The sequence below is a fragment of the Phyllobacterium sp. SL163 genome, from assembly GCF_049896885.1.
Taxonomy (GTDB): domain Bacteria; phylum Pseudomonadota; class Alphaproteobacteria; order Rhizobiales; family Rhizobiaceae; genus Phyllobacterium; species Phyllobacterium calauticae.
Genome location: NZ_JAFCVE010000001.1, coordinates 335,857 through 355,953, shown reverse-complemented (window position 1 = coordinate 355,953; position 20,097 = coordinate 335,857). Strand labels below are relative to the sequence as shown.

The 20,097-nt window shown below is 59.5% G+C and carries 17 protein-coding genes; 11 read left to right on the top strand and 6 right to left on the bottom strand.

Annotation, left to right across the window (positions count from 1 at the left end; all coding sequences use genetic code 11):
- The first annotated feature begins 13 nt into the window (after window positions 1-13).
- Together ACP7B1_RS01750 and purH are read left to right on the top strand one after the other, a co-directional pair.
- Complete coding sequence (locus ACP7B1_RS01750; protein ID WP_346305164.1) at window positions 14-1,723, top strand: heparinase II/III family protein; 1,710 nt, start codon at window positions 14-16, stop codon at window positions 1,721-1,723.
- 126 nt (window positions 1,724-1,849) lie between these two features.
- Window positions 1,850-3,466: a bifunctional phosphoribosylaminoimidazolecarboxamide formyltransferase/IMP cyclohydrolase gene (gene purH, locus ACP7B1_RS01745; protein WP_346305165.1), complete on the top strand. Its 1,617-nt coding sequence runs from the start codon at window positions 1,850-1,852 to the stop codon at window positions 3,464-3,466.
- On the opposite strand, the gene ACP7B1_RS01740 is transcribed toward purH, so the two are convergent.
- The 5 genes from ACP7B1_RS01740 to ACP7B1_RS01720 all read right to left on the bottom strand — a co-directional run bounded on the left by ACP7B1_RS01740 (window position 3,456) and on the right by ACP7B1_RS01720 (window position 11,899).
- Window positions 3,456-4,823, bottom strand: coding sequence for an MFS transporter (locus ACP7B1_RS01740; RefSeq protein ID WP_346305166.1), 1,368 nt, complete (start codon window positions 4,821-4,823; stop codon window positions 3,456-3,458). The two genes, purH and ACP7B1_RS01740, sit on opposite strands and share 11 nt — an antisense overlap.
- A gap of 37 nt (window positions 4,824-4,860) precedes the next feature.
- Entirely contained in the window at window positions 4,861-9,654 is a 4,794-nt protein-coding gene (locus tag ACP7B1_RS01735) for an NAD-glutamate dehydrogenase (RefSeq protein ID WP_346305167.1), read from the bottom strand.
- 107 nt (window positions 9,655-9,761) lie between these two features.
- On the bottom strand, window positions 9,762-10,394 hold the full coding sequence (locus tag ACP7B1_RS01730; protein WP_346305168.1) for a TPM domain-containing protein: 633 nt from the start codon (window positions 10,392-10,394) through the stop codon (window positions 9,762-9,764).
- Window positions 10,395-10,402: 8 nt separating this feature from the next.
- On the bottom strand, window positions 10,403-11,218 hold the full coding sequence (locus ACP7B1_RS01725) for a YgcG family protein (RefSeq protein ID WP_346305199.1): 816 nt from the start codon (window positions 11,216-11,218) through the stop codon (window positions 10,403-10,405).
- Window positions 11,219-11,278: 60 nt separating this feature from the next.
- A complete protein-coding gene (locus tag ACP7B1_RS01720) occupies window positions 11,279-11,899 on the bottom strand; it encodes a LemA family protein (RefSeq protein WP_403180184.1) in 621 nt (206 codons plus the stop codon).
- On the opposite strand from ACP7B1_RS01720, the gene ACP7B1_RS01715 reads away from it, so the two are divergent.
- From ACP7B1_RS01715 to ACP7B1_RS01700, 4 genes are all read left to right on the top strand, one after another.
- A complete protein-coding gene (locus ACP7B1_RS01715) occupies window positions 11,859-12,299 on the top strand; it encodes a hypothetical protein (protein WP_346305169.1) in 441 nt (146 codons plus the stop codon). The genes ACP7B1_RS01720 and ACP7B1_RS01715 overlap by 41 nt on opposite strands.
- Before the next feature lie 47 nt (window positions 12,300-12,346).
- Window positions 12,347-13,231 (top strand): pyridoxal kinase PdxY, encoded by an 885-nt coding sequence (pdxY, locus tag ACP7B1_RS01710; RefSeq protein WP_223613828.1) that lies wholly within the window; start codon window positions 12,347-12,349, stop codon window positions 13,229-13,231.
- Between the two features lie 146 nt (window positions 13,232-13,377).
- Entirely contained in the window at window positions 13,378-14,046 is a 669-nt protein-coding gene (locus ACP7B1_RS01705; RefSeq protein ID WP_346305170.1) for a carbonic anhydrase, read from the top strand.
- Window positions 14,047-14,049: 3 nt separating this feature from the next.
- Window positions 14,050-14,460, top strand: coding sequence for a nuclear transport factor 2 family protein (locus tag ACP7B1_RS01700; protein ID WP_346305171.1), 411 nt, complete (start codon window positions 14,050-14,052; stop codon window positions 14,458-14,460).
- A 58-nt stretch (window positions 14,461-14,518) separates the two neighbouring features.
- Here the strand turns inward: ACP7B1_RS01700 and ACP7B1_RS01695 are convergent, their stop codons facing one another.
- Complete coding sequence (locus ACP7B1_RS01695; RefSeq protein ID WP_346305172.1) at window positions 14,519-15,340, bottom strand: lytic murein transglycosylase; 822 nt, start codon at window positions 15,338-15,340, stop codon at window positions 14,519-14,521.
- Window positions 15,341-15,734: 394 nt separating this feature from the next.
- Here ACP7B1_RS01695 and ACP7B1_RS01690 point away from each other — a divergent pair, with 394 nt between their 5' ends.
- The 5 genes from ACP7B1_RS01690 to ACP7B1_RS01670 all read left to right on the top strand — a co-directional run bounded on the left by ACP7B1_RS01690 (window position 15,735) and on the right by ACP7B1_RS01670 (window position 20,092).
- Window positions 15,735-16,121 (top strand): BrnA antitoxin family protein, encoded by a 387-nt coding sequence (locus tag ACP7B1_RS01690; protein ID WP_346305173.1) that lies wholly within the window; start codon window positions 15,735-15,737, stop codon window positions 16,119-16,121.
- A 244-nt stretch (window positions 16,122-16,365) separates the two neighbouring features.
- Window positions 16,366-17,937, top strand: coding sequence for a signal recognition particle protein (gene ffh, locus ACP7B1_RS01685; protein WP_346305174.1), 1,572 nt, complete (start codon window positions 16,366-16,368; stop codon window positions 17,935-17,937).
- 2 nt (window positions 17,938-17,939) lie between these two features.
- Window positions 17,940-18,248, top strand: coding sequence for a chorismate mutase (locus ACP7B1_RS01680; protein WP_223613835.1), 309 nt, complete (start codon window positions 17,940-17,942; stop codon window positions 18,246-18,248).
- Between the two features lie 18 nt (window positions 18,249-18,266).
- Window positions 18,267-18,707, top strand: coding sequence for a 30S ribosomal protein S16 (gene rpsP, locus ACP7B1_RS01675; RefSeq protein WP_105734266.1), 441 nt, complete (start codon window positions 18,267-18,269; stop codon window positions 18,705-18,707).
- A gap of 209 nt (window positions 18,708-18,916) precedes the next feature.
- The gene (locus ACP7B1_RS01670) at window positions 18,917-20,092 is read left to right on the top strand and encodes an acyltransferase (RefSeq protein WP_346305175.1); all 1,176 of its coding nucleotides are present in this window, start codon (window positions 18,917-18,919) and stop codon (window positions 20,090-20,092) included.
- Window positions 20,093-20,097 lie beyond the last annotated feature (5 nt).

The window sequence follows — 20,097 nt, the reverse complement described above, 5'->3', positions numbered from 1 at the left end:
GAAATGCCGCGAGATGGTCGCTTTTAGCGAAACACCGCAACTTTGGGGACTTGCAACTGCGCAATTGTGGCGCCGTTTTCGCAGGCGCTTGCGCATGGGGCCGCTGTTTCGCTGGCGTTTCACCGGGTTTACCCCCGAACGCGTGCTGATTGCACCGCAGGATTTACGCCCCGCCGACCCGCAGCTGGCGGAAGAGTTTTACCATGGCCGCTTTGCGCTTGCCGGCCGGGTGGTTGAGACCGGCGGGCGCTCGCCCTTCATCGTCGAGCCACCCAATGCCGCCTGGCAGGCGGCGCTGCACAATTTCGGTTGGCTGCGCCATATGCGTGCCTCCGGCACCGAGCTGGCCACAGCCAATGCCCGCGCCCTGCTCAGCGACTGGATAGCGACCCACGGCCGCTCGATCGGCGGCCCTGCCTGGGCTCCCGAGGTCACAGCCCAGCGCATTATCGCCTGGCTTCAGCATTCCAGCCTCATCCTGGCGGGTGCAGACCTGCGGGCCTACCGGCAATTCATGCGTTCGCTCGCCACCCAGGTGCGCTATCTCAGGACCATGGCTGCCGTGATGGACGATGGCGAAGAGAAACTGCGCGCCCGCATTGCGCTTGCCTTTGCCGCGCTGGCGCTGCCCGTTTCGTCCAATACGGCGCGCTCGGCCCGTCGCAATCTCGAGTTTGAGCTCATTCACCAGATCCTGCCGGACGGCGGGCATATCTCCCGCAATCCGCTGACGGTGCTTGAGCTTCTGGCCGATCTTCTTCCCTTGCGCCAGACCTATGCCAGCGGCACCGAGGCACCGCCGAAGGCGCTGATGGAAGCCATCGAGCGCATGCTGCCCGCGTTGCGTTTCTTCCGCCATCACGACGGCAACCTGGCTCTGTTCAACGGCGTCGGCGCGACGATGCCCGAACGCGTCATCGCTGTTCTGCGCCATGACGATATTGGCGGCCTGCCTCTGACCCATGCGCTGCATTCGGGTTATGAGCGGCTCTCGATGGATTCGACCACCATCATTGCCGATACGGGCCTTGCGCCGCCGGTCACCGCGTCGCGCGATGCCCATGCCGGGTGCCTGTCTTTCGAAATGTCATCCGGGCGCAATCGCTACATCGTCAATGCCGGTGTCGACCGCTACGGTCCGGAAGAATTCCGTCCACTGGCACGCTCCACCGCTGCGCATTCCACAGCGACGATCAATGACACCTCGTCATGCCGCTTCAGCGCGACATCCGGCCTTTCCACCATGATCGGCACCCCGATCATCGCCGGGCCAACAAAGGTCAATGTCGAGCGGATCGAACGGCCGGGGGCCGCTGGCTTCGTCGCCAACCACAATGGCTATGTCCGGCCATTCGGCATCTATCACGAACGCCAGATCGTCCTGTCGCACAATGGCAGTGTCATCGAGGGTATCGACAGTTTCTTTGCCGCCGGCCGCAATCCGCTGCGCGGAACCGGCCGCGAAAATGTGGTCATCCGCTTTCATCTCCATCCGGCGGTCAACGTCAGTGTCGATGATAACGGCCTGATCATCCTGCAGGTGGACAATGACGATATCTGGATGTTTTCCGCCACCGTTCAGCCCTTCATCGAAGACTCGCTGTTCTTCGCCGGATTCCGCGGGCCGGTTAAAACGCGCCAGATCACGCTTTCGCTGAGTGCGGCGCAACTACCGGAAGTGGAATGGCAATTCACCCGGACATCCCTCGGCGCCTATGGCTGACCCCTTGTGGTGGGGAAAACCGCCCCAATTCGTCTGAATATGCGATCGGAAGTAGGATTCCTTGGCTGCCTGTGCTAACCGGCTGTCCAAATCCCCCAAACTTTCCCGCTGAGGACGAATTCTCCCATGGCCGTCACTGCAAAATCCATTCCCGCCCCGAACCTTCATCCCGTCAAGCGTGCGCTCATTTCGGTTTCCGACAAGGCGGGCCTGACCGCCCTCGCCCATGCGCTGCACCGGCACGGTATCGAAATCCTGTCGACGGGCGGTACATCCAAGACCATCGCGGCGGAAGGCATTCCCGTCATTGACGTTTCCGAGATCACCAATTTTCCCGAGATCATGGATGGCCGCGTCAAGACCCTGCACCCCAAGGTGCATGGCGGCCTTTTGGCGGTGCGCGACGATCCGGAACATGCCGATGCCATGCAGGCGCACGGCATCGGCGCCATCGATCTGGCCGTCATCAATCTCTACCCCTTTGAAGAGGTTCGCCATTCCGGCGCCGACTACGCCAATATCGTCGAGAACATCGACATTGGCGGACCGGCCATGATCCGCGCTGCGGCAAAGAACCATGCCTATGTCGGCGTGGTCACCGATACGGGCGACTACGAGATGGTGATTGCCATGCTCGACAAGCACGAGGGATCGCTGCCCTATTCCTTCCGCCAGAGCCTCGCCGCCAAGGCCTATGCCCGTACGGCAACCTATGATGCGGCCATCTCCGGCTGGTTTGCCGAAGCGCTGATGACCGAGACACCATCGCGCCGGGCCATCGGCGGCCACCTGCATTCGGTCATGCGCTACGGTGAAAACCCGCATCAGTCCGCAGGCTTTTACCTCACCGGCGAAAAGCGTCCGGGTGTTGCCACGGCAACCCAGCTGCAGGGCAAGCAGCTTTCCTACAACAACATCAACGATACCGACGCGGCCTTTGAACTGGTTGCCGAGTTCGATCCTGCCCGCACCTCGGCCGTCGCCATCATCAAGCATGCCAACCCCTGCGGCGTGGCTGAGGGCGCGACACTGAAAGAAGCCTATCTCAAGGCGCTGGCCTGCGATCCCGTTTCGGCCTTCGGCGGTATTGTCGCGCTCAATAAGACGCTCGATGCGGATGCGGCGGAAGAAATCGTCAAGACCTTCACCGAAGTGATCATCGCACCGGATGCGACACCGGAAGCGCAGGCAATCGTTGCCGCCAAGAAAAACCTTCGCCTGCTTGTCACTGGCGGCCTGCCTGATCCGCGTGCATCCGGCATCACCGCAAAGACAGTTGCCGGCGGCATTCTCGTTCAGTCACGCGACAGCGGCGTGGTCGACGATCTCGATCTGAAGGTCGTGACCAAGCGTGCCCCGACCGAACAGGAAATGACCGACCTGAAGCTCGCCTTCCGCATCGCCAAGCATGTCAAATCCAATGCCATCGTCTATGTGAAGGATGGCGCGGCGGTCGGCATCGGCGCCGGTCAGATGAGCCGCGTTGATTCCGCACGCATTGCCGCCCGCAAGGCGGAAGATGCTGCTGAAGCCGCCGGATTAGCGACACCTCTGACCAAAGGCTCGGTCGTCGCCTCCGATGCGTTCTTCCCCTTCGCCGACGGCTTGCTGTCAGCGGTCGCCGCCGGAGCCACGGCCGTCATCCAGCCAGGCGGTTCCATGCGGGACGAGGATGTTATCGCTGCGGCCGATGAACACGGCATTGCCATGGTGTTCACCGGCATGCGCCATTTCAGGCACTAAGTCTCGCCGGAATTGCAGCGGGATAGGGTGTTCGCAACAGGACAGCCAGTCCGGCCAGCAGGAAGACGATGATCATCGCCATGCCGAGGCGTGGCGATCCGCTCAGCGCTGTCACAGTGGCAACCATGAATGGCGCGAGAAAACTGGTGGCCCGCCCCGACAGGGCATAGATGCCGAAATAGCGGCCCGCTTCGTCGATCGACACGCTGCGGGCCATGTAGGACCGCGACGATGCCTGCACCGGGCCGAAGGCAAGCCCGATGAGAAGCCCGAATACGATGAAGGCCTTCTCGGCGGGTGTCTTGAACAGCCCGACCGTATCGGCGCCGGTCAGCGGCAACAATCCAAACAGTGTGTAGCCGGGCCCAGTCGAGACGATGCCGATGGCCGCGACGGTCAATAGCAGCAGCGAGATCACCACAACCGCCTTCGAGCCGATCCGCGTATCGAGCCAGCTCGCGGCAAGGCAGCCGAAAATCGCAACGACATTCAGGATGATGCCGTAGATGCCGATCTCCACGGTTGCCCAACCGAACATGATCGCGGCAAATGCCCCGCCAAGGGCGATCAGGGCGTTGACGCCATCCTGGTAAATCATGCGTGCGATCAGAAAGCGGAAGATACCCGGGCGCCGACGCACCTCGCCAATGGTGGATTTCAACTCCGCAAGCCCTCCGCGCACCGCCTTGCCGATGGGCAGCCCCCTTGCGCTGTCGGGCGTGAACAGGAACATCGGCAGAACGAAAACCAGATACCAAAGCGCGGACAGAGGCCCGGTTGCGCGGTCGCCCTCACCTGCAGCGGGATCAAGCCCCAGGATCGGCTGCCACCCCAGCATGGTTTTTCCGGTTTCCGGCGAGCCTGCCATGAAGGCGACGACAAAGATCAGGGCAATCATGCCGCCGAGATAACCGAGTCCCCACGCCATGTTGGAAATGCGCCCGATATCCTTTTCCGGCACCAGCCGCGGCATCATCGAGTCGTTGAAAACGATGGAGAATTCCGCGGCAATCGACGCCAGGGAAAAGAAGAGCAGCGGAGCAATGAGACTTGAACCCGGCGCGGCGAACCACAGCATCGACAGGGCAATGATCTGGATGACGGCAAAAAAGCCGATCCACGGCTTGCGCGCGCCGGTCTGATCGGCAATCGACCCGAGGACGGGCGACAGTACGGCGATGACGAGGCCGGATATGGCAATGCCATAACCCCAGGCCGCCTGGCCGATGGCGGGATCACTCGCCATCCGCGCGACGAAATAGGGACCGAAGATGAAGGTTGTGACAACGGTGAAGAATGGCTGCGCCGCCCAGTCGAAGAGCATCCATCCCCAGATGCCCCGTTTAGACGCAGCCATGTCGTTTCCTTCCCCTGATCCGGTCCCCCAGCCTGTTCTAGGACAGGTCGGAAAGCAATCCGGCGGCAACGGCGAGACGCGAGACCGTGAGATCTCCGCCCTCGACGATATTCGCCATTCGCTGACGCACTTCATCGACCTGCGTACCGCGTCCGGCCAGCCACTCCTTGGCCGGATCGGACTTCTTGCCATGCTCGCTGAGTGCCGCCACGGCAATACCGCGCCGTGCCTGCGAGATCAGGTCGGATGCACGTGCCAGCGCGATGCCGTCATAGTAGTCCGCGACGGAAACACCCCGCGCCGCTTCAACGATACGGCCGATGCGGAACGCTTCGGAAATATCGAAATACGCCTTGGCCGCACTGGCAATGTCGGTACCGGCCTGTTGGGCGACGGCAGCGATATCTGGAATGATCGGCGCGATTTCCAGCCGGGCGAGCTGAGCCGCCAAGGCCGCGGGTGCACCTTGTCCGGCGTAATAGGCCGTATCGTCGCGCAGCTGGTTGCTCATGGACAGCGGCAGCAGCTTCTCCAGTTTGGGTTGCAGGGTGCTGCGAGCCGCCTTGATTTCCTTGATTGCCGCCTCCAGGCCGATGCCGCCGGTCCGGTTGCGCAGAACCCACGCCGTTGTCCAGTTGAGCATCTGCGCCACTTTGGCGTAAAAGCCGTTCTGCACGTCACCCGGCAAAGTATTGTCGAGCGCATCGATATCAGCGAACAGCCCATCGACCTCAAAACCGTCACGCACGATCACATAGGCCCGGACGATATCCGGCGCCGACTGCCCCGTCAGATCGGCAAGACGGCTGACAAAGGTCGGGCCGCCGCGGTTGATGGCATCATTGGCGAGCTGGGTTGCAATGATTTCCCGGCGCAGACGATGCGTGCGGATTTCCTCGCCGTAGCCTTCCTTCATCTGCTTCGGGAAGTAATCGAGCAATCCCCGCTCCAGATAGGGATCATCCGGCAGGTTGCTGGCCAGCAGTTGGTCGGACAGCACGATCTTGGCGTAGGCGAGCAGAACGCCGAGTTCCGCGCGGCTGAGCGCGATGCCATCAGCCTGCCTTTCGGCCAACGCCTTGTCATCGGGCAGGGTTTCCACCTTGCGGTTCAAAAGCTTCCGGGCTTCCAGCTCGCTCATGAACCGCGACTGATAGGCAAGATCGGTCAATCCGCGCCGCTGCGCCAGCGACAGTGCCAGCGTCTGCAGATAATTGTTGCGCAGGACGAGATGCCCTACTTCGTCCGTCATCGATTCAAGCAGCGTATCGCGCTTGTCGCGCTGCAGTTTTCCCGAACGCATGGCCTGCGCCAGGGCAATCTTGATGTTGACCTCGACGTCGGAGGTGTTCACGCCGGCCGAGTTATCGATGGCGTCGGAATTGCAGCGCCCACCGGCGAGACCGAACTCGATGCGGGCCTTTTGCGTCACGCCGAGATTGGCACCCTCGCCGATCACCTTGGCCCGCACATCAAGCCCGGTGATGCGGATGGCGTCATTGGCGCGGTCGCCGACTTCGGCATCCGTCTCGAAGCTTGAGCGGATATAGGTGCCGATGCCGCCGAACCACAGGAGATCGACCGGTGCTTTCAGGATGGCCGTCATGATTTCGAACGGCGTTGCCGTGGTCTTGGCAAGGCCAATCACCTTGGCGGCTTCCTTCGACAGGGTAATCGACTTCTGCGAACGGGAGAACACGCCGCCGCCAGCCGAAATCTTCGATTTGTCATAGTCCTGCCAGCTCGAACGTGGCAGGTTGAACAGGCGCTGCCGCTCTTTCAGGCTGGCTTTGACGTCAGGCTCCGGATCAATGAAGATATCGCGGTGGTCGAACGCGGCAACGAGTTTCGTCTGCGGTGACAGCAGCATGCCATTGCCGAAGACGTCGCCGGACATGTCGCCGACGCCAACCGCCACAAACGGCACTTTCTGGATATCCGTGCCGATTTCGCGGAAATGCCGTTTCACGGCTTCCCAGGCACCGCGAGCGGTGATGCCCATCTTCTTGTGGTCGTAGCCGGCCGAACCACCCGACGCAAAGGCATCGTCCAGCCAGAAATCATGCGCCTGGCTGATGGCATTGGCGGTGTCGGAGAACGTCGCCGTGCCTTTGTCGGCAGCCACGACGAAATAGGGATCGTCCCCGTCCAGCCGCAGGATATTCTCCGGCGGCACAACGGTTTCACCGTGCAGGTTGTCGGTCACCGACAACAGCGTCGCGATGAAGGTGATGTAGGCCGAACGCCCCGCTTCGAAGATCACGTTGCGGTCGCCGCCTGTCGGCAGGCGCTTCGGATAGAACCCGCCCTTGGCACCAACCGGCACGATGACGGCATTCTTGACCTGCTGTGCCTTGACCAGGCCCAGCACTTCCGTGCGGTAGTCCTGTGCCCGGTCCGACCAGCGCAGCCCGCCGCGCGCGACCGGACCAAAGCGCAGGTGGACACCCTCGACTTCGGGGCCATAGACAAAGATTTCGCGATAAGGCCGCGGCTCCGGCAGATCATCGAGAGCGCGCGGGTCGAGCTTGAAGGCCAGCGTCACACGTTCGCTGCCATCCTCTTCCGGCGCAAAGGCATTGGTGCGCAATGTCGATTCGATCAGATTGAGGAAACGGCGCAGGATGCGGTCATCGTCAAGGCTCGGCACACCCTGCAGTGCCTCTTCGATGGCAGCGCGAATCGTTGCCTGTTTGCGGTGCGATTGCGCCGCCGCACCCTTTTTCGGATTGAGCCGCTGCTCGAACAGATCGAACAATTGCTTGGCAATCGCCGGGTAGCGGTTGAGCGCAATGGCAATATAGTCCTGCGAATAGGGAATACCGGCCTGTTGCAGATAACGGCCATAGGCGCGCAGGATGATGATCTGGCGTGCTGTCAACTGCCCGGTCAATGCGAGCGCATTGTAGCCGTCATTGTCGGAAGCGCCGCCCCATATGTTGCGGAACACATCTTCGAACAGGTCGCCATTGTCCCTCAGATCGATGGAGGACCCGGATGTGCTGACCAATTCCATGTCATGCACGAAAAGCGGGCTGCCATCGGCAGCAGGCAAGGCAAATGTCTGCTCGCTGATCACGCGGAAGCCCATGTTCTCGAGCAGCGGCACCCGCTGGGACAGGGCGACGGCCGAGCCGTAGTGATAGATTTTCAGCGACGCCGCATTGGCGCCATCGGTCCGATGACGGTAGAAATCAACAAACAGCGGATTGGTCCGCGACAGTCCGGCGATCCGGCTGGCATCGATCAGCGCTTCATCCGGCGAAAAGTTTTCGCGGTAGGAATCGGGGAATACCGCGGCGAGCGACGAGAACTCCGCCAGGCCGCTACGATCGCCAACTTCGGCGACTGCGTCTTCCCAGGTGCGGACAATCGACCGAACGGTTTCTTCCAAAGCCTCGCGCTTGACCTTGGGGAAGTCATTCTCCGCATGGCCGATGATGAAGTGGACACGCGCCAGATTGCCTTCCGGAAATGCCGGATAATAGGCGGAAACATGTCCCTCATAGGTTGCCGCGAGATAAGAACCAACCTTTTCGCGCACAATGGAATCGTAACGTTCGCGCGGCACATAGACGATGATGGAGGCAAACCGGCCAAAAGGATCGATGCGCGGCAGGACACGCACACGCGGGCGCTCGCCCAGGGCCAGAATGATCTCGGCATTGCGGGTCAGTGTCTTGACGTCGATCTGGAAAAGATCGTCGCGCGGATAGCTCTCAAGTACCTTGATGAGCTGCTTGCCCGAGTGATCTTCGCGGTTGAATCCGAGGCGGCTGATGACACTTTCCGTTTTCGACCGCAGATAGGGGATCTTCAGCACGGAACGCGTATAGGCCCCGGAGGTGAAAAGGCCGACGAAGCGCAATTCGCCACTCACCTTGCCATCGGCGTCATAGGTCTTGACGCCGATATAGTCCATGTAGCCCCGGCGATGCACCAGCGACTTGGTGTTCGCCTTGGTGACGATCAGCGGCTCGGGACCAGTGAGGAACGCGATGATCTGCGGCGTGGTCGTCACGCCTTGGTTGCCGCGCTTGAGCACGCGCACATCGGGATCACGTAGAATACCAAGTCCGGGTTTGCCCGAACGCTCCAGTTCGCCCTGGCTGCCGTCGCCCTGATAATCATATTCGCGCACACCGAGGAAGGTGAAATTGTTGTCGCGCAGCCATTCGAGGAATTCGACCGCCTCTTCGGCGGCGGCTTTCTTCATCGGCGTCTTGCCGGTCTTGTAGGCCTCGATCGCATCGCCGAGACGCGCAACCATGGCGGCGCGGTCATTCACCGCTTCGCGCACCTGCTTGAGCACGAGATTGAGCGCTTCAACTATAATTTCACGCACGGGTGCATCCAGTGCCGGCACGTGAATCTGCATCACGGAGACGCGGGCTTCATCCTTGCCCGGTTTGTCGGGTCCTGCAGCACCGATAACCGCGCCGCTTTTCCGGTCCACGTCCATCACTGGATGCAGCACCAGATAGACAGAACTCACCCGTTCGCTGAACTCGCCCAGAACCGAGTCGAGCAGGAAGGGCATGTTATCGTTGATCAGGGTGACGACCGTAACCGGCCTGCCATCGCGGGAGACGGTACTGCCATCGGAAAGGTCGATCAGGGGCTTTCCCGATTTGAACCGGCTCAGTGCATCCTCGGCAAGCCTGGCAGACGTTCTCAGCGCCCCTGCATCGTAGTCAGCAAGGTCTTCTGCCGGCGCCCGCGCAAACAGCAGTTCTTCAAACAAACCGGGTGCTTGCTTCTTTTCTTTCGTGGCTTTTGCTGTTTTTGATTTCAGCGCGGCTTTCGCGCCCGATTTTGTTGTTGAAGCCATCAGATTCTCTCCCTGAACAGGCATTTTGGCTCATCATAGCCACTGAAATTGCATTTTCGACTGCAAACTGCACGTCGGAGGTAAAATTCGCATGACATTTGGACCGGCTACAGTTCCACCAGATGGTCATCGAGCTCGTTGACGTTGTCGGGACCTGCCGGAAAGTGTGTTTCAAGCAATTGCCCCGCATGCCGAATGGCCTTGAGGAAGCCGGAGGCATGATCATCCAGCGCCGCATGGTTTGTCAGGATTGCGACAATGCCGTTCCATTCCTCCTGCGGCACGCGCGCATTGATGCCCGCGTCTGCCACGACCTCCGCATAATGCTCGGCGAGCGACACGAAGAGCAGAATGCCGGTGCGCTTTTCCGTCAGGTGAACATTGCGCGCCAGGAATTGCTGAACCGCATTGAGGTGCGCGCGCCGATAGAGAATGCGCTTGGGCACGAACAGCATGCCAAGGCCGGGGACCAGCCGGATCAGCAGGATAGCGGTGAGAAACGCCGCGAGAATGGCCAGTCCAAACAGCGGCAGTGAAATCGTGAACCAGTACCAGTGTGCCGCAAGTGCGACCACGACGGCTGCAATGAGGATGGCAACGGTGACCACAAAACCGGCGACGAAGAAATAGCTGTCGCTGCGGCGAGCGAGCACCGCGTAGATTTCGCCGCTGGTCCGGCTTTCCGCATCACGGATCGCCTCGGCAATGCGGGCGTGATCCTCGTCGCTCATCATTGACATGCTCTCTCCTACCAACTTCCCGAAGCGCCGCCGCCGCCGGACGAACCGCCACCGCCGGAAAAGCCGCCGCCCCCGCCGCCACCGGAAGACCAACCGCCACCACCCGATGACCATCCTCCGCCGGAACCGCCGCCCGAGGAGGATCGTGTATCGATGGTCATGCCAAGCCATTTGTAACGGCCGGGCCCGATCTTCTGGCCGAAAACCGATGCCATGATCGCCATGCCGAAACCACCGAAGAAGATCAGCACCCAGATCGAGATGAAAATCACCCCGAACCAGTCGATGTTGGAGGATTCCTTCTGGATATTCCGCTTTGCCCGTGCCTGGAGTTCGGCTGAATCGCCGGAGAGCACGGTCAGTATATCGTCGACCCCCCGTGCTATGCCGCCGGAATAGTCGCCCGAACGGAAGCCCGGAATAATGGCATTCTCGATGATCAGCCTAGACAACAGATCTGTCAGCGTTCCTTCCAGCCCATAGCCGACCTCAATACGCACCTTGCGGTCACTGGGAGCGACGACCAGAAGGACGCCGTTGTTTTCCTGCTTCTGGCCAAGCGCCCAGGCGCGGTAAAGCCGGTTGGAATAGGGCTCGATCGCCTCTCCATCAAGGCTTGGAATCGTCACGACGACGACCTGGTCGGATGACTTCGCCTCGAATGCCGCCAGCTTCTGGGTGATGGCATCCTGCGTTGCCGCATCGATGACATTTGCGCCGTCGACCACGCGCCCCGTCAGGGCCGGCAGCGCAGCCGCAAAGGCGCCGCCCAGCAGCAGCCCAAGCAGAACCGGAATCAACAGCAGACCATGCGAAATCCGCATCAAGATGGGACGTCGCATCGTATTGACCGCGCTTTGGCGCATGGTGCGCATTCTGAAAGCCTAGAATTTGACTTGAGGCGTCTGCTTGGCGGAATCGTCGATGGTGAAGGTTTGATAGGGCTGGCTGCCGGTGTACCAGATCCACGTCCAGATGATCGTCGGCATGGTTCTCAGCGAGGTGTTATAAACGCGCACCGCCTCGATATAATCACGGCGGGCAACGGCTATGCGGTTTTCCGTACCTTCCAGCTGCGATTGCAATGCCAGGAAGTTCTGGTTGGATTTGAGGTCGGGATAGTTTTCGACAACCGCCAGAAGCCGCGACAGGGCGCCGGTGAGATTGGCCTGATTGTCCTGGAAGGCCTTGAATGCATTGGGGTCCTTCAGCGTATCGGGCGTCACCTGCACCGACGTCGCCTTGGCGCGTGCCTCGACCACGGATGTCAGCACATCCTTTTCCTGAGCCGCATAACCTTTGACGGTTTCGACCAGATTCGGGATCAGGTCTGCGCGGCGCTGATACTGGTTGAGCACCTCGCTCCATGCGGCCTTGGCCTGCTCTTCATTGGTCGGAATTGTATTGAAGCCGCATGCGGAAAGCAGCGGCACGAGGATGGCAAGCGCAAGAACCGAAAAAACATTGCGTGGCAAAAAGCCGGACGACGACGCCATTTTCTGCATAAAACCCTCTCCTCAACACTCATTTTCCCGACCGGCTGGCCGTTTTGGAACGAAGCAGGTTGAGCGTAGCCATTTTTTGCTGCAAAAGGAACTGGCAAAGCGCTATGCTGCCTTGCAACAGGGATCAAGCGGAATCGCCATGGCTGCCAATGACAAAGAACGTCAGACTGTAACAGAATCGGCGCGGATTCTGGAACGCGTCAACCACGAGTCCAATGCCGGCAGCGGAACCGTGATCGACCGCACCGTTGCCAGAACCAAGGGGCATTTCACCGCGCAAGATGCCGATGCCAGCGATCCGATAGAAATCTGGGGGACACGCATCGGCCGGTTTCTGGGATTGCTTGTATTGCTCGCCATGTTTATCTGGTTGATCAGTTCTGTTACCGGCAAAAGCTGAGTCTGCACACTCATCCCGCTTTTCCGAACTCCTTTACGAGTATTCCCATGACCGGTTCTGTTGCTCCCTCGTCCAATGCTGTCATCGTCATTTCAAGCCACGTGGTGCGCGGTTCCGTTGGCAACCGTGCGGCGGTGTTTGCGCTTGAGACTCTCGGACATCCGGTCTGGGCCGTACCCACGGTCGTCTTGCCATGGCATCCCGGGCACGGGCCAGCCAAGCGCATTGTGCCGGAACCCCAGCAGTTCGACGATCTGATCGCCGATCTGGAGCGCGCGCCATGGCTGGGCGAAGTGCGCGCCATCATGACAGGGTATCTCGGCAATGCCGCGCAGGCAGCATCCGTCGCCCGCCTCGTCAAGAAGGTCAAAAGCCAGAACAAGGATGTGCTTTACCTCTGCGATCCCGTGATCGGCGACACGAAAGGCCTTTATGTTCCTGAAGCCACGGCCATCGGCATTCGCGATGAACTGATGCCTCTCGCCGATATCTCCACGCCCAACCGTTTCGAATTGGCCTGGCTCGCCGGAGCCGACCTTCCCGACAACAAGTCGATCATGCAGGCGGCGCTGCATGCCGGCCCCGGCACGATGCTGGTAACCTCGGCCCATCCGATGCTGGCTGGTGGCACGGGAAATCTTCTGGTCACCCATTCCTTCGCCATGCTGGCAGAGCACCGCCTTGTCACCGGTCCGACGAACGGGCTCGGCGACCTGACGTCGGCACTCTTCCTGGCGCGCATGCTGGCTGGCCTCGACCACGAGCAGATTTTGCAGCGGACGACCGCGTCGGTCTTTGAGATCATGGCGCGTTCGGCCAAGCGCGGCGCCGATGAATTGATGTTGGAAGCGGATGCTTCCAGCCTGTCCAGCCCGATGGCAATGATCCAGATGCGCCGCCTTACGCACCCGAGCAAAGGCATCCGGGCCTGACCTGCGCCGTTTCGACACGGGGCGTGGTTCCGCAATTCCGGTGACATGCCGTGAAATGGCCCTATTCTGGGGTCTCGCATTTCAGCATTGCGTCTACCGACACAAGACCAATTGATCTTCCTTTCAATCGGGATTAATGCACCATCATGACCATGCTTCCTGAGAGACTGCTCACCGGTTATCGCACCTTCATGGCGCAGCGTTATGCCAATGAAACCCTGCGCTACCGCCAGTTGGCCGAACAAGGCCAAACCCCTGAAACGCTGGTAATCGCCTGCTGCGACTCCCGCGCCGCCCCCGAAATCATTTTCGACACCAGCCCCGGCGAGATTTTCGTCATCCGCAATGTCGCCAATCTGGTGCCGCCCTATGAGCCTGACGGCGAGTACCACGCGACATCGGCCGCGCTCGAATTTGCCGTGCAAAGCCTCAAGGTGAAAAATATCGTCGTTCTGGGGCATGGCCGTTGCGGCGGCATCAAGGCGGCGCTCGATACGGAAAGCAAGCCGCTCTCACCCGGTGATTTCATCGGCAAATGGATGAGCCTTGTGGCACCGGCCGCGGAATCCATCGCTGCGAATGAACTGATGACCCCGTTCGAGCGCCAGACGGCGCTGGAGCGCATTTCCATCCGTTACTCCCTAAGGAACCTGCGCAGCTTTCCCTGTGTCGATATCCTGGAAAAGAAGGGACGCCTCACCCTGCATGGTGCCTGGTTCGATATCTCGACCGGCGAGCTTTGGGTGATGAACCCTGAAACCGGGGATTTCCTGCGCCCGGACCCTGAACTGGTCGACCTGCAGCCGGGACAGTAGCCCATGCGGAAACTGGTGATCGCCGTCGCGCTGCTTTTCAGCTTCGTGGTGCCTTCGCTTGCCGAGGATGCACCAGAGATTCTTGTCGAGCGCTGGTACAAGGCGCTTGCAACGGTTGACCGGGCCGAATTCGCCGATCTTCTGACGGATGATGCAACAATTGTGCTGGAAGACCAGGAAGTCGAACTGAACAAAAGCGAATTCCTCGCTTCACTCACCGAATGGGAGAGTGCGGCAAAAGACACCAAGGTGAAGCATCGGCTTGAGGGGATGGAGAACGGCAGGATGACCATGCTCGTCTGCTACGAATTCCCCGAAAACACCACCTATACGCGTGAGATGTTCAGCTTCCGCGATGGCAAGATCAGCGCCAGTGCCCAAGGCGCCATCGGCGAGACCTGTGAAGGCTTCTAAACAAAAGGCCGGTGCGAACACACCGGCCTCTTGAACGTGATGGAGCGGAAGAAAGGCCTTATTTGCCGTCGATCTGCGCACCCATGATCGCGATCGCCTGCTGGTAAACCGTAGCGGCATTCCAACCCTGAATCGCTGCGAAATTGGGCTCGCCCTGCTGATAGCCGGCGCCCCGCTGCCAGCCATGACCAACCAGGAAATTTGCAGTGGATGCCAGGGCGTCGGCCTTGGAGCGCACCATGTCGATGTGACCGCTGCTATCACCATCGACACCGTACTTCAGCACGTTGGCGGGCATGAACTGGGTCTGGCCGATTTCGCCGTGCAAAGCACCGCGCGCATCGGGTGCCAGATCACCATGATCGATCAGCTTCAAAGCCGCATAAAGCTGCTGGCGGAAGTAGTCGCTGCGGCGGCAGTCATAGGCAAGCGTCGATACGGCAGACAGGGTGTGCTGGTCACCCATATAGGCGCCAAAGCCCGTTTCCATGCCCCAGATGGCGATGATCGGGCCGGCTGGCACGCCATAACGCTTTTCGATGCTGGCAAAGAGCGCCGCATTCTGCGCCTTCTGCTTCTTGCCGCGCGAGACGATGGTCTGGCCGCCGCGAACCTGCAGGAACTTTTCGAGCGAGTACTTGAAGCTCTTCTGATTGCGATCCAGCGCGATCGTCTTCGTGGAATAGGTCACGTTGTTGAGCGCGTTGAGGCCTTTGCTGCCGATCCCTTGCGATTGGGCTTCCTGCTTGAACTGCTGAACCCATGCCGGAAATCCGGCGGAGTTGTTGCCGCACTGGGCGGCGGCCTGCGCCGCACCTGCGGTCAGAAAAACCGCTGCGGCGACTCCTGCAAAAAACCTGGCTTTGGCAACAAATGCCATGGAAATCTCCTTAAAAGTTGAATCTTCTTTGAACCTATCTGCCATTTTTCTGATCCGCTGTCATCTGGCAGAATCCGGCGACATTTGGCGAAACCGCGTCAATTCCGTTTATTTTGACCCGGTTTTGGGCTTTTGACGCTATTCGAAGGCATTTTGAAGACCGTGAGCGAGCCCATAAGCACTGGGCTCGTCACAACCTAGAATTGCTGCATACAACCTGATTCGGCGACCGCGTTAGACGTATTGATAAGCAGCACCGTTCCACTTTCATTGTAAAATGGCCGCAATTTTCCAGCCCAGCTACCTGTATTTTCGTATATACATTAATTATTTAGAGGAACATCCATTCGCGTTATTTCATTACTCAGAGCGTCTCGGAAGGAGGCAAATGATTATGCCCAATAAGAAACTGGATACCTCAGGTACGCACATTGCTTTCGATCCGAAAACCGGATTGGTAACCATGACCGTTTCACAGCGGGTTTATAAGCCGAAGACCCGTGAAGAAGCCATCGCAGCGGCAAAAGCCTGTGCTGAGTCGCTTACTCCCGAAGAAGATGCAGCACTGACCAAGGCTGCGCTGGAGGATCCGGACACGGTGCTCATTACCGAATTGAGCAAGCGCAGGCCGGGCAGGCCGGTCGCGGATATCACCAAGACGCCAGTTTCCATCCGTCTCAGCCCCGACGTGCTCGATTATTTCCGTTCCGGCGGTCCCGGCTGGCAGAGCCGCATCGACGAGGCCTTGCGCGAAGCGGCAGGATTGAAAAAGCGCGCTTGATGCCCTTGTCTTGACTTTGAGCCGCATTTCCTGTTTAAGGCGCCCATCAATCCGCGACGAGTTCCAAACTCCGAGCAGCCGACCGGGACCCCGCAAGGGTTCGACGATCCCGGAGGTCAACACCCGACAGCGCGATGCGCCCTCGGGTGCAATTTTGCTTTGAGCCGCATTTTAACTATGGGCTTTGGCGCGGAGGATGCTTACCTCTCGGGGAAACGGTTCCCGGAAGGATAAAGGAAAACGGATGTTTGAGAGCTTACAGGAACGACTAGGTTCGATTTTGAATGGCCTGACCGGCCGTGGCGCGTTGTCGGATGCCGACGTCGCGGCGGCTTTGCGCGAAGTGCGCCGGGCCCTCATCGAAGCTGACGTTGCCCTCGATGTTGTCCGCTCATTCACGGACAAGGTTCGCGCCAAGGCGGTTGGTGCCGAAGTTCTGAAAAGCATCAAGCCTGGCCAGATGGTCGTCAAGATCGTCCATGACGAACTCGTTGACATGCTCGGCGCGGAAGGCGTCACCATTGACCTGAATGCCCCGGCGCCCGTCGTCATCATGATGGTTGGTCTGCAAGGCTCCGGTAAAACCACCACGACGGGCAAGATCGGCAAGCGCCTGACCGAACGGTCGAAGAAGAAAGTGCTGATGGCGTCGCTCGACACGCGCCGTCCAGCCGCCCAGGAACAGTTGCGCCAGCTCGGCGTGCAGACCGGCGTCGACACGCTGCCGATCATCGCCGGCCAGACACCGGTCGAGATCGCCGCACGCGCCGTGCAGGCTGCCAAGCTTGGCGGCCATGACGTCGTCATTCTCGATACTGCGGGCCGCACGCATATTGACGAGCCTCTGATGGTCGAAATGGCCGACATCAGGAAAAAGGCCAATCCGCACGAAATCCTGCTCGTCGCCGATGCGCTGACCGGTCAGGACGCCGTCAACCTCGCCCGCTCCTTTGACGAGCGCGTCGGCATCACCGGTCTCGTCCTGACACGCATGGACGGCGACGGCCGCGGCGGTGCCGCGCTTTCGATGCGCGCCGTCACCGGCAAGCCGATCAAGCTGATTGCCACCGGCGAAAAGATGGATGCGCTGGAGGAGTTCTACCCCCGCCGTATCGCCGACCGCATTCTCGGCATGGGCGACATCGTTTCGCTGGTCGAGAAGGCAGCTGAAAACATCGACGCGGAAAAAGCCGCGGCGATGGCCAAGAAGATGCAGTCCGGCAAGTTCGATCTTAACGATCTGGCAGACCAGATCGGCCAGATGCAGAAGCTTGGCGGCATGGGCGGCATCATGGGCATGATGCCCGGCATGGGCAAGATGAAGGATCAGATGGCCGCAGCCGGCCTCGATGATTCCATCTTCAAGCGCCAGCTCGCGATCATTTCCTCCATGACTGCGGCCGAGCGCACCAATCCGGATTTGCTCAAACATTCGCGCAAGCAGCGCATCGCCAAGGGCTCCGGCACCAATGCCGCCGATATCAACAAGCTTCTCAAAATGCACCGCCAGATGGCGGATATGATGAAGGCGATGGGCGGCAAGGGCAAAGGCGGCATCATGAAACAGATGATGGGCGGCCTTGGTGCCAAGATGGGTCTCGGCGGCATGGGTGGTATGGGCGGCATGCCTGACCTCTCGAAGATGGACCCGAAACAGCTTGAGGCCTTGCAGAAGCAGGCGGAAGCCGCAGGCTTCGGTAAGGGTGGTGGTCTTCCCGGTCTTCCGGGTGGCCTCGGTGGTGGTTTGGGCGGCGGCCTCCCGCGCTTGCCCGGCCTTGGTGGCGGGCTTCCCGGCCTGCCGAAGAAGAAGGGATAATCATGACGTCTTCCTCTCTGCCAAAAGAATTGCTCGAACTGCGTGCCTCCATCGACAATATCGATGCGGCGCTGATCCACATGCTGGCGGAACGTTTCCGCTGCACCAAAGCCGTGGGTGTGCTGAAGGCCAAAAACGGCCTCGCAGCCGCTGATCCCGCGCGCGAAAAACAACAGGTCGAACGTCTGCGCGCCCTCGCCCAGTCGGCCGACCTCGACCCGGATTTTGCCGAGAAGTTTCTCAACTTCATCGTCAAGGAAGTGATCAGACATCACGAAACAACTGCGGCCAAAGAAAACGCCGCGAACTAACCAACAGGAGAATACCCCATGTCACTGAAAATCCGCCTGGCACGTGCCGGCTCCAAGAAGCGCCCTTACTACCACATCGTCATTGCTGACGTTCGTGCCCCACGCGATGGCCGTTTCATCGAAACGGTTGGCGCATGGAACCCGATGCTTCCCAAGGACGGCGATCGCGTCAAGCTCGACGCTGACCGCATCCAGCATTGGATCGGCCACGGCGCGCAGCCAACCGACCGCGTTCTGCGCTTCCTCGATCAGGCTGGCATTGCCAAGCGCGACACGCGCAGCAACCCTGAAAAGGGTCTTCCGGGCAAGAAGGCTCAGGAACGCGTTGCCATGGCCAAGCAGGCCGAAGAAGACGCGAAGGCAAAGATTGCCGCTGAAGCTGAAGCTGCAAAGGCCGCTGAAGAAGCCGCCAAGGCCGCTGCCGAAGCACCTGCTGAAGAAGCTGCTGCCAGCGAGTAAGCTTTACCGCATCGCAAGACTGCAAAACGGGTGGCTCACAGCCGCCCGTTTTTGTTTTTGCGCTTGCAAAGAAAGAACACGACTTTAAAAAACAGCGAACGCCCGATACATCATTTACCCACCTCTTTGCCGTTTGACGGCAATCATCTCTCACGCATCACAACCAGCCACCACAGGGTGCTTGGATCAAGTATTACGCGGGTACATTCATGACCGTATATTCGATTTGGCCGACATTCGTGTGCCTCGCCCTACTGATGCTTTTGACATATCTTCCGGGCTTTGATCGGGCCGGCTTCAAATCGACGGCGGTTCGTGTGAATGCCATTGACGGTGTCCGCGGGTTTCTCGCGCTGGGAGTGGCGATCCACCATTCCGTAATTTACTATCAGTTCATCCGGTCGGGTGTATGGCAGGCTCCACCCTCACGGTTCTACACGCTTATCGGGCAGGTCAGTGTTGCATGTTTTTTCATGATAACCGGCTATTTATTCTGGGCGAAAATTGTCCGCTCAAAGGGACGTCTGGACTTTGCTGAACTGATGAAGGGCAGATTTTTCAGGCTTGCGCCCGTTTATTGCCTGGCAGTTTCTCTCGCTGTCGCAATTATCTTTTGGAAGTCCGGCGGTGTCCTGAAGATACCGCTGTCGCAATACCTTCTTCAGATCATCCAAAACATGGCCATCGGAATCTTTCCGTTCACCGGGATGAACGATGAACCGAGTTCAGCAACAATTTTGGCAGGCGTTACGTGGACGCTGCAATATGAATGGCAGTTCTATTTTGCTTTGCCTGCTCTAGCCATCTTCGCCAGACAGGCGCGCACCCATCTGCCTTTTGCGATCGTGACATTGTTGACGGCACTGGCTCTCGCTCTCATGAGCGGCAGTTCGACCCTGGTCCTTTACGTTTTCTTTGCCTGTGGGATGGTCAGCGCTTCGCTCGAGGCCTCCGGCTATCTGCTCAAGCTGCCAAAGTTTGTTTTATCCGTCCTGTGCGCCGGATGCCTGATTGCCATTATATTGCTTTACGGCAGCGCTTACCGGCCGGAGGTAGCGTTGCTTCTCGGCCTCGCATTTTATTTTCTGATCAGCGGCGCAGATTTATTCGGATTCCTCATTGCAAAGCCTTGCATCAGGCTCGGCGAAATCAGCTATGCGGTTTACATGATGCAGGGGCTGGTTCTGTATGCGCTGTTTGCCGCCCAGCCCTTCCGCGATTTTGCGATGGCGTCCGACGTCAATTTTTGGATTGCCATCCTCGGCGTTCTTGTCAGTCTGGTGCTTTGGGCCCTGGCCGTTCATTTGTTTGTCGAACGCCCCGGCGTAGAATTGGGACGAGGAGAACACGAAGGGCATCACAATCCCGCATCCGCGACCGTCTAAATCCT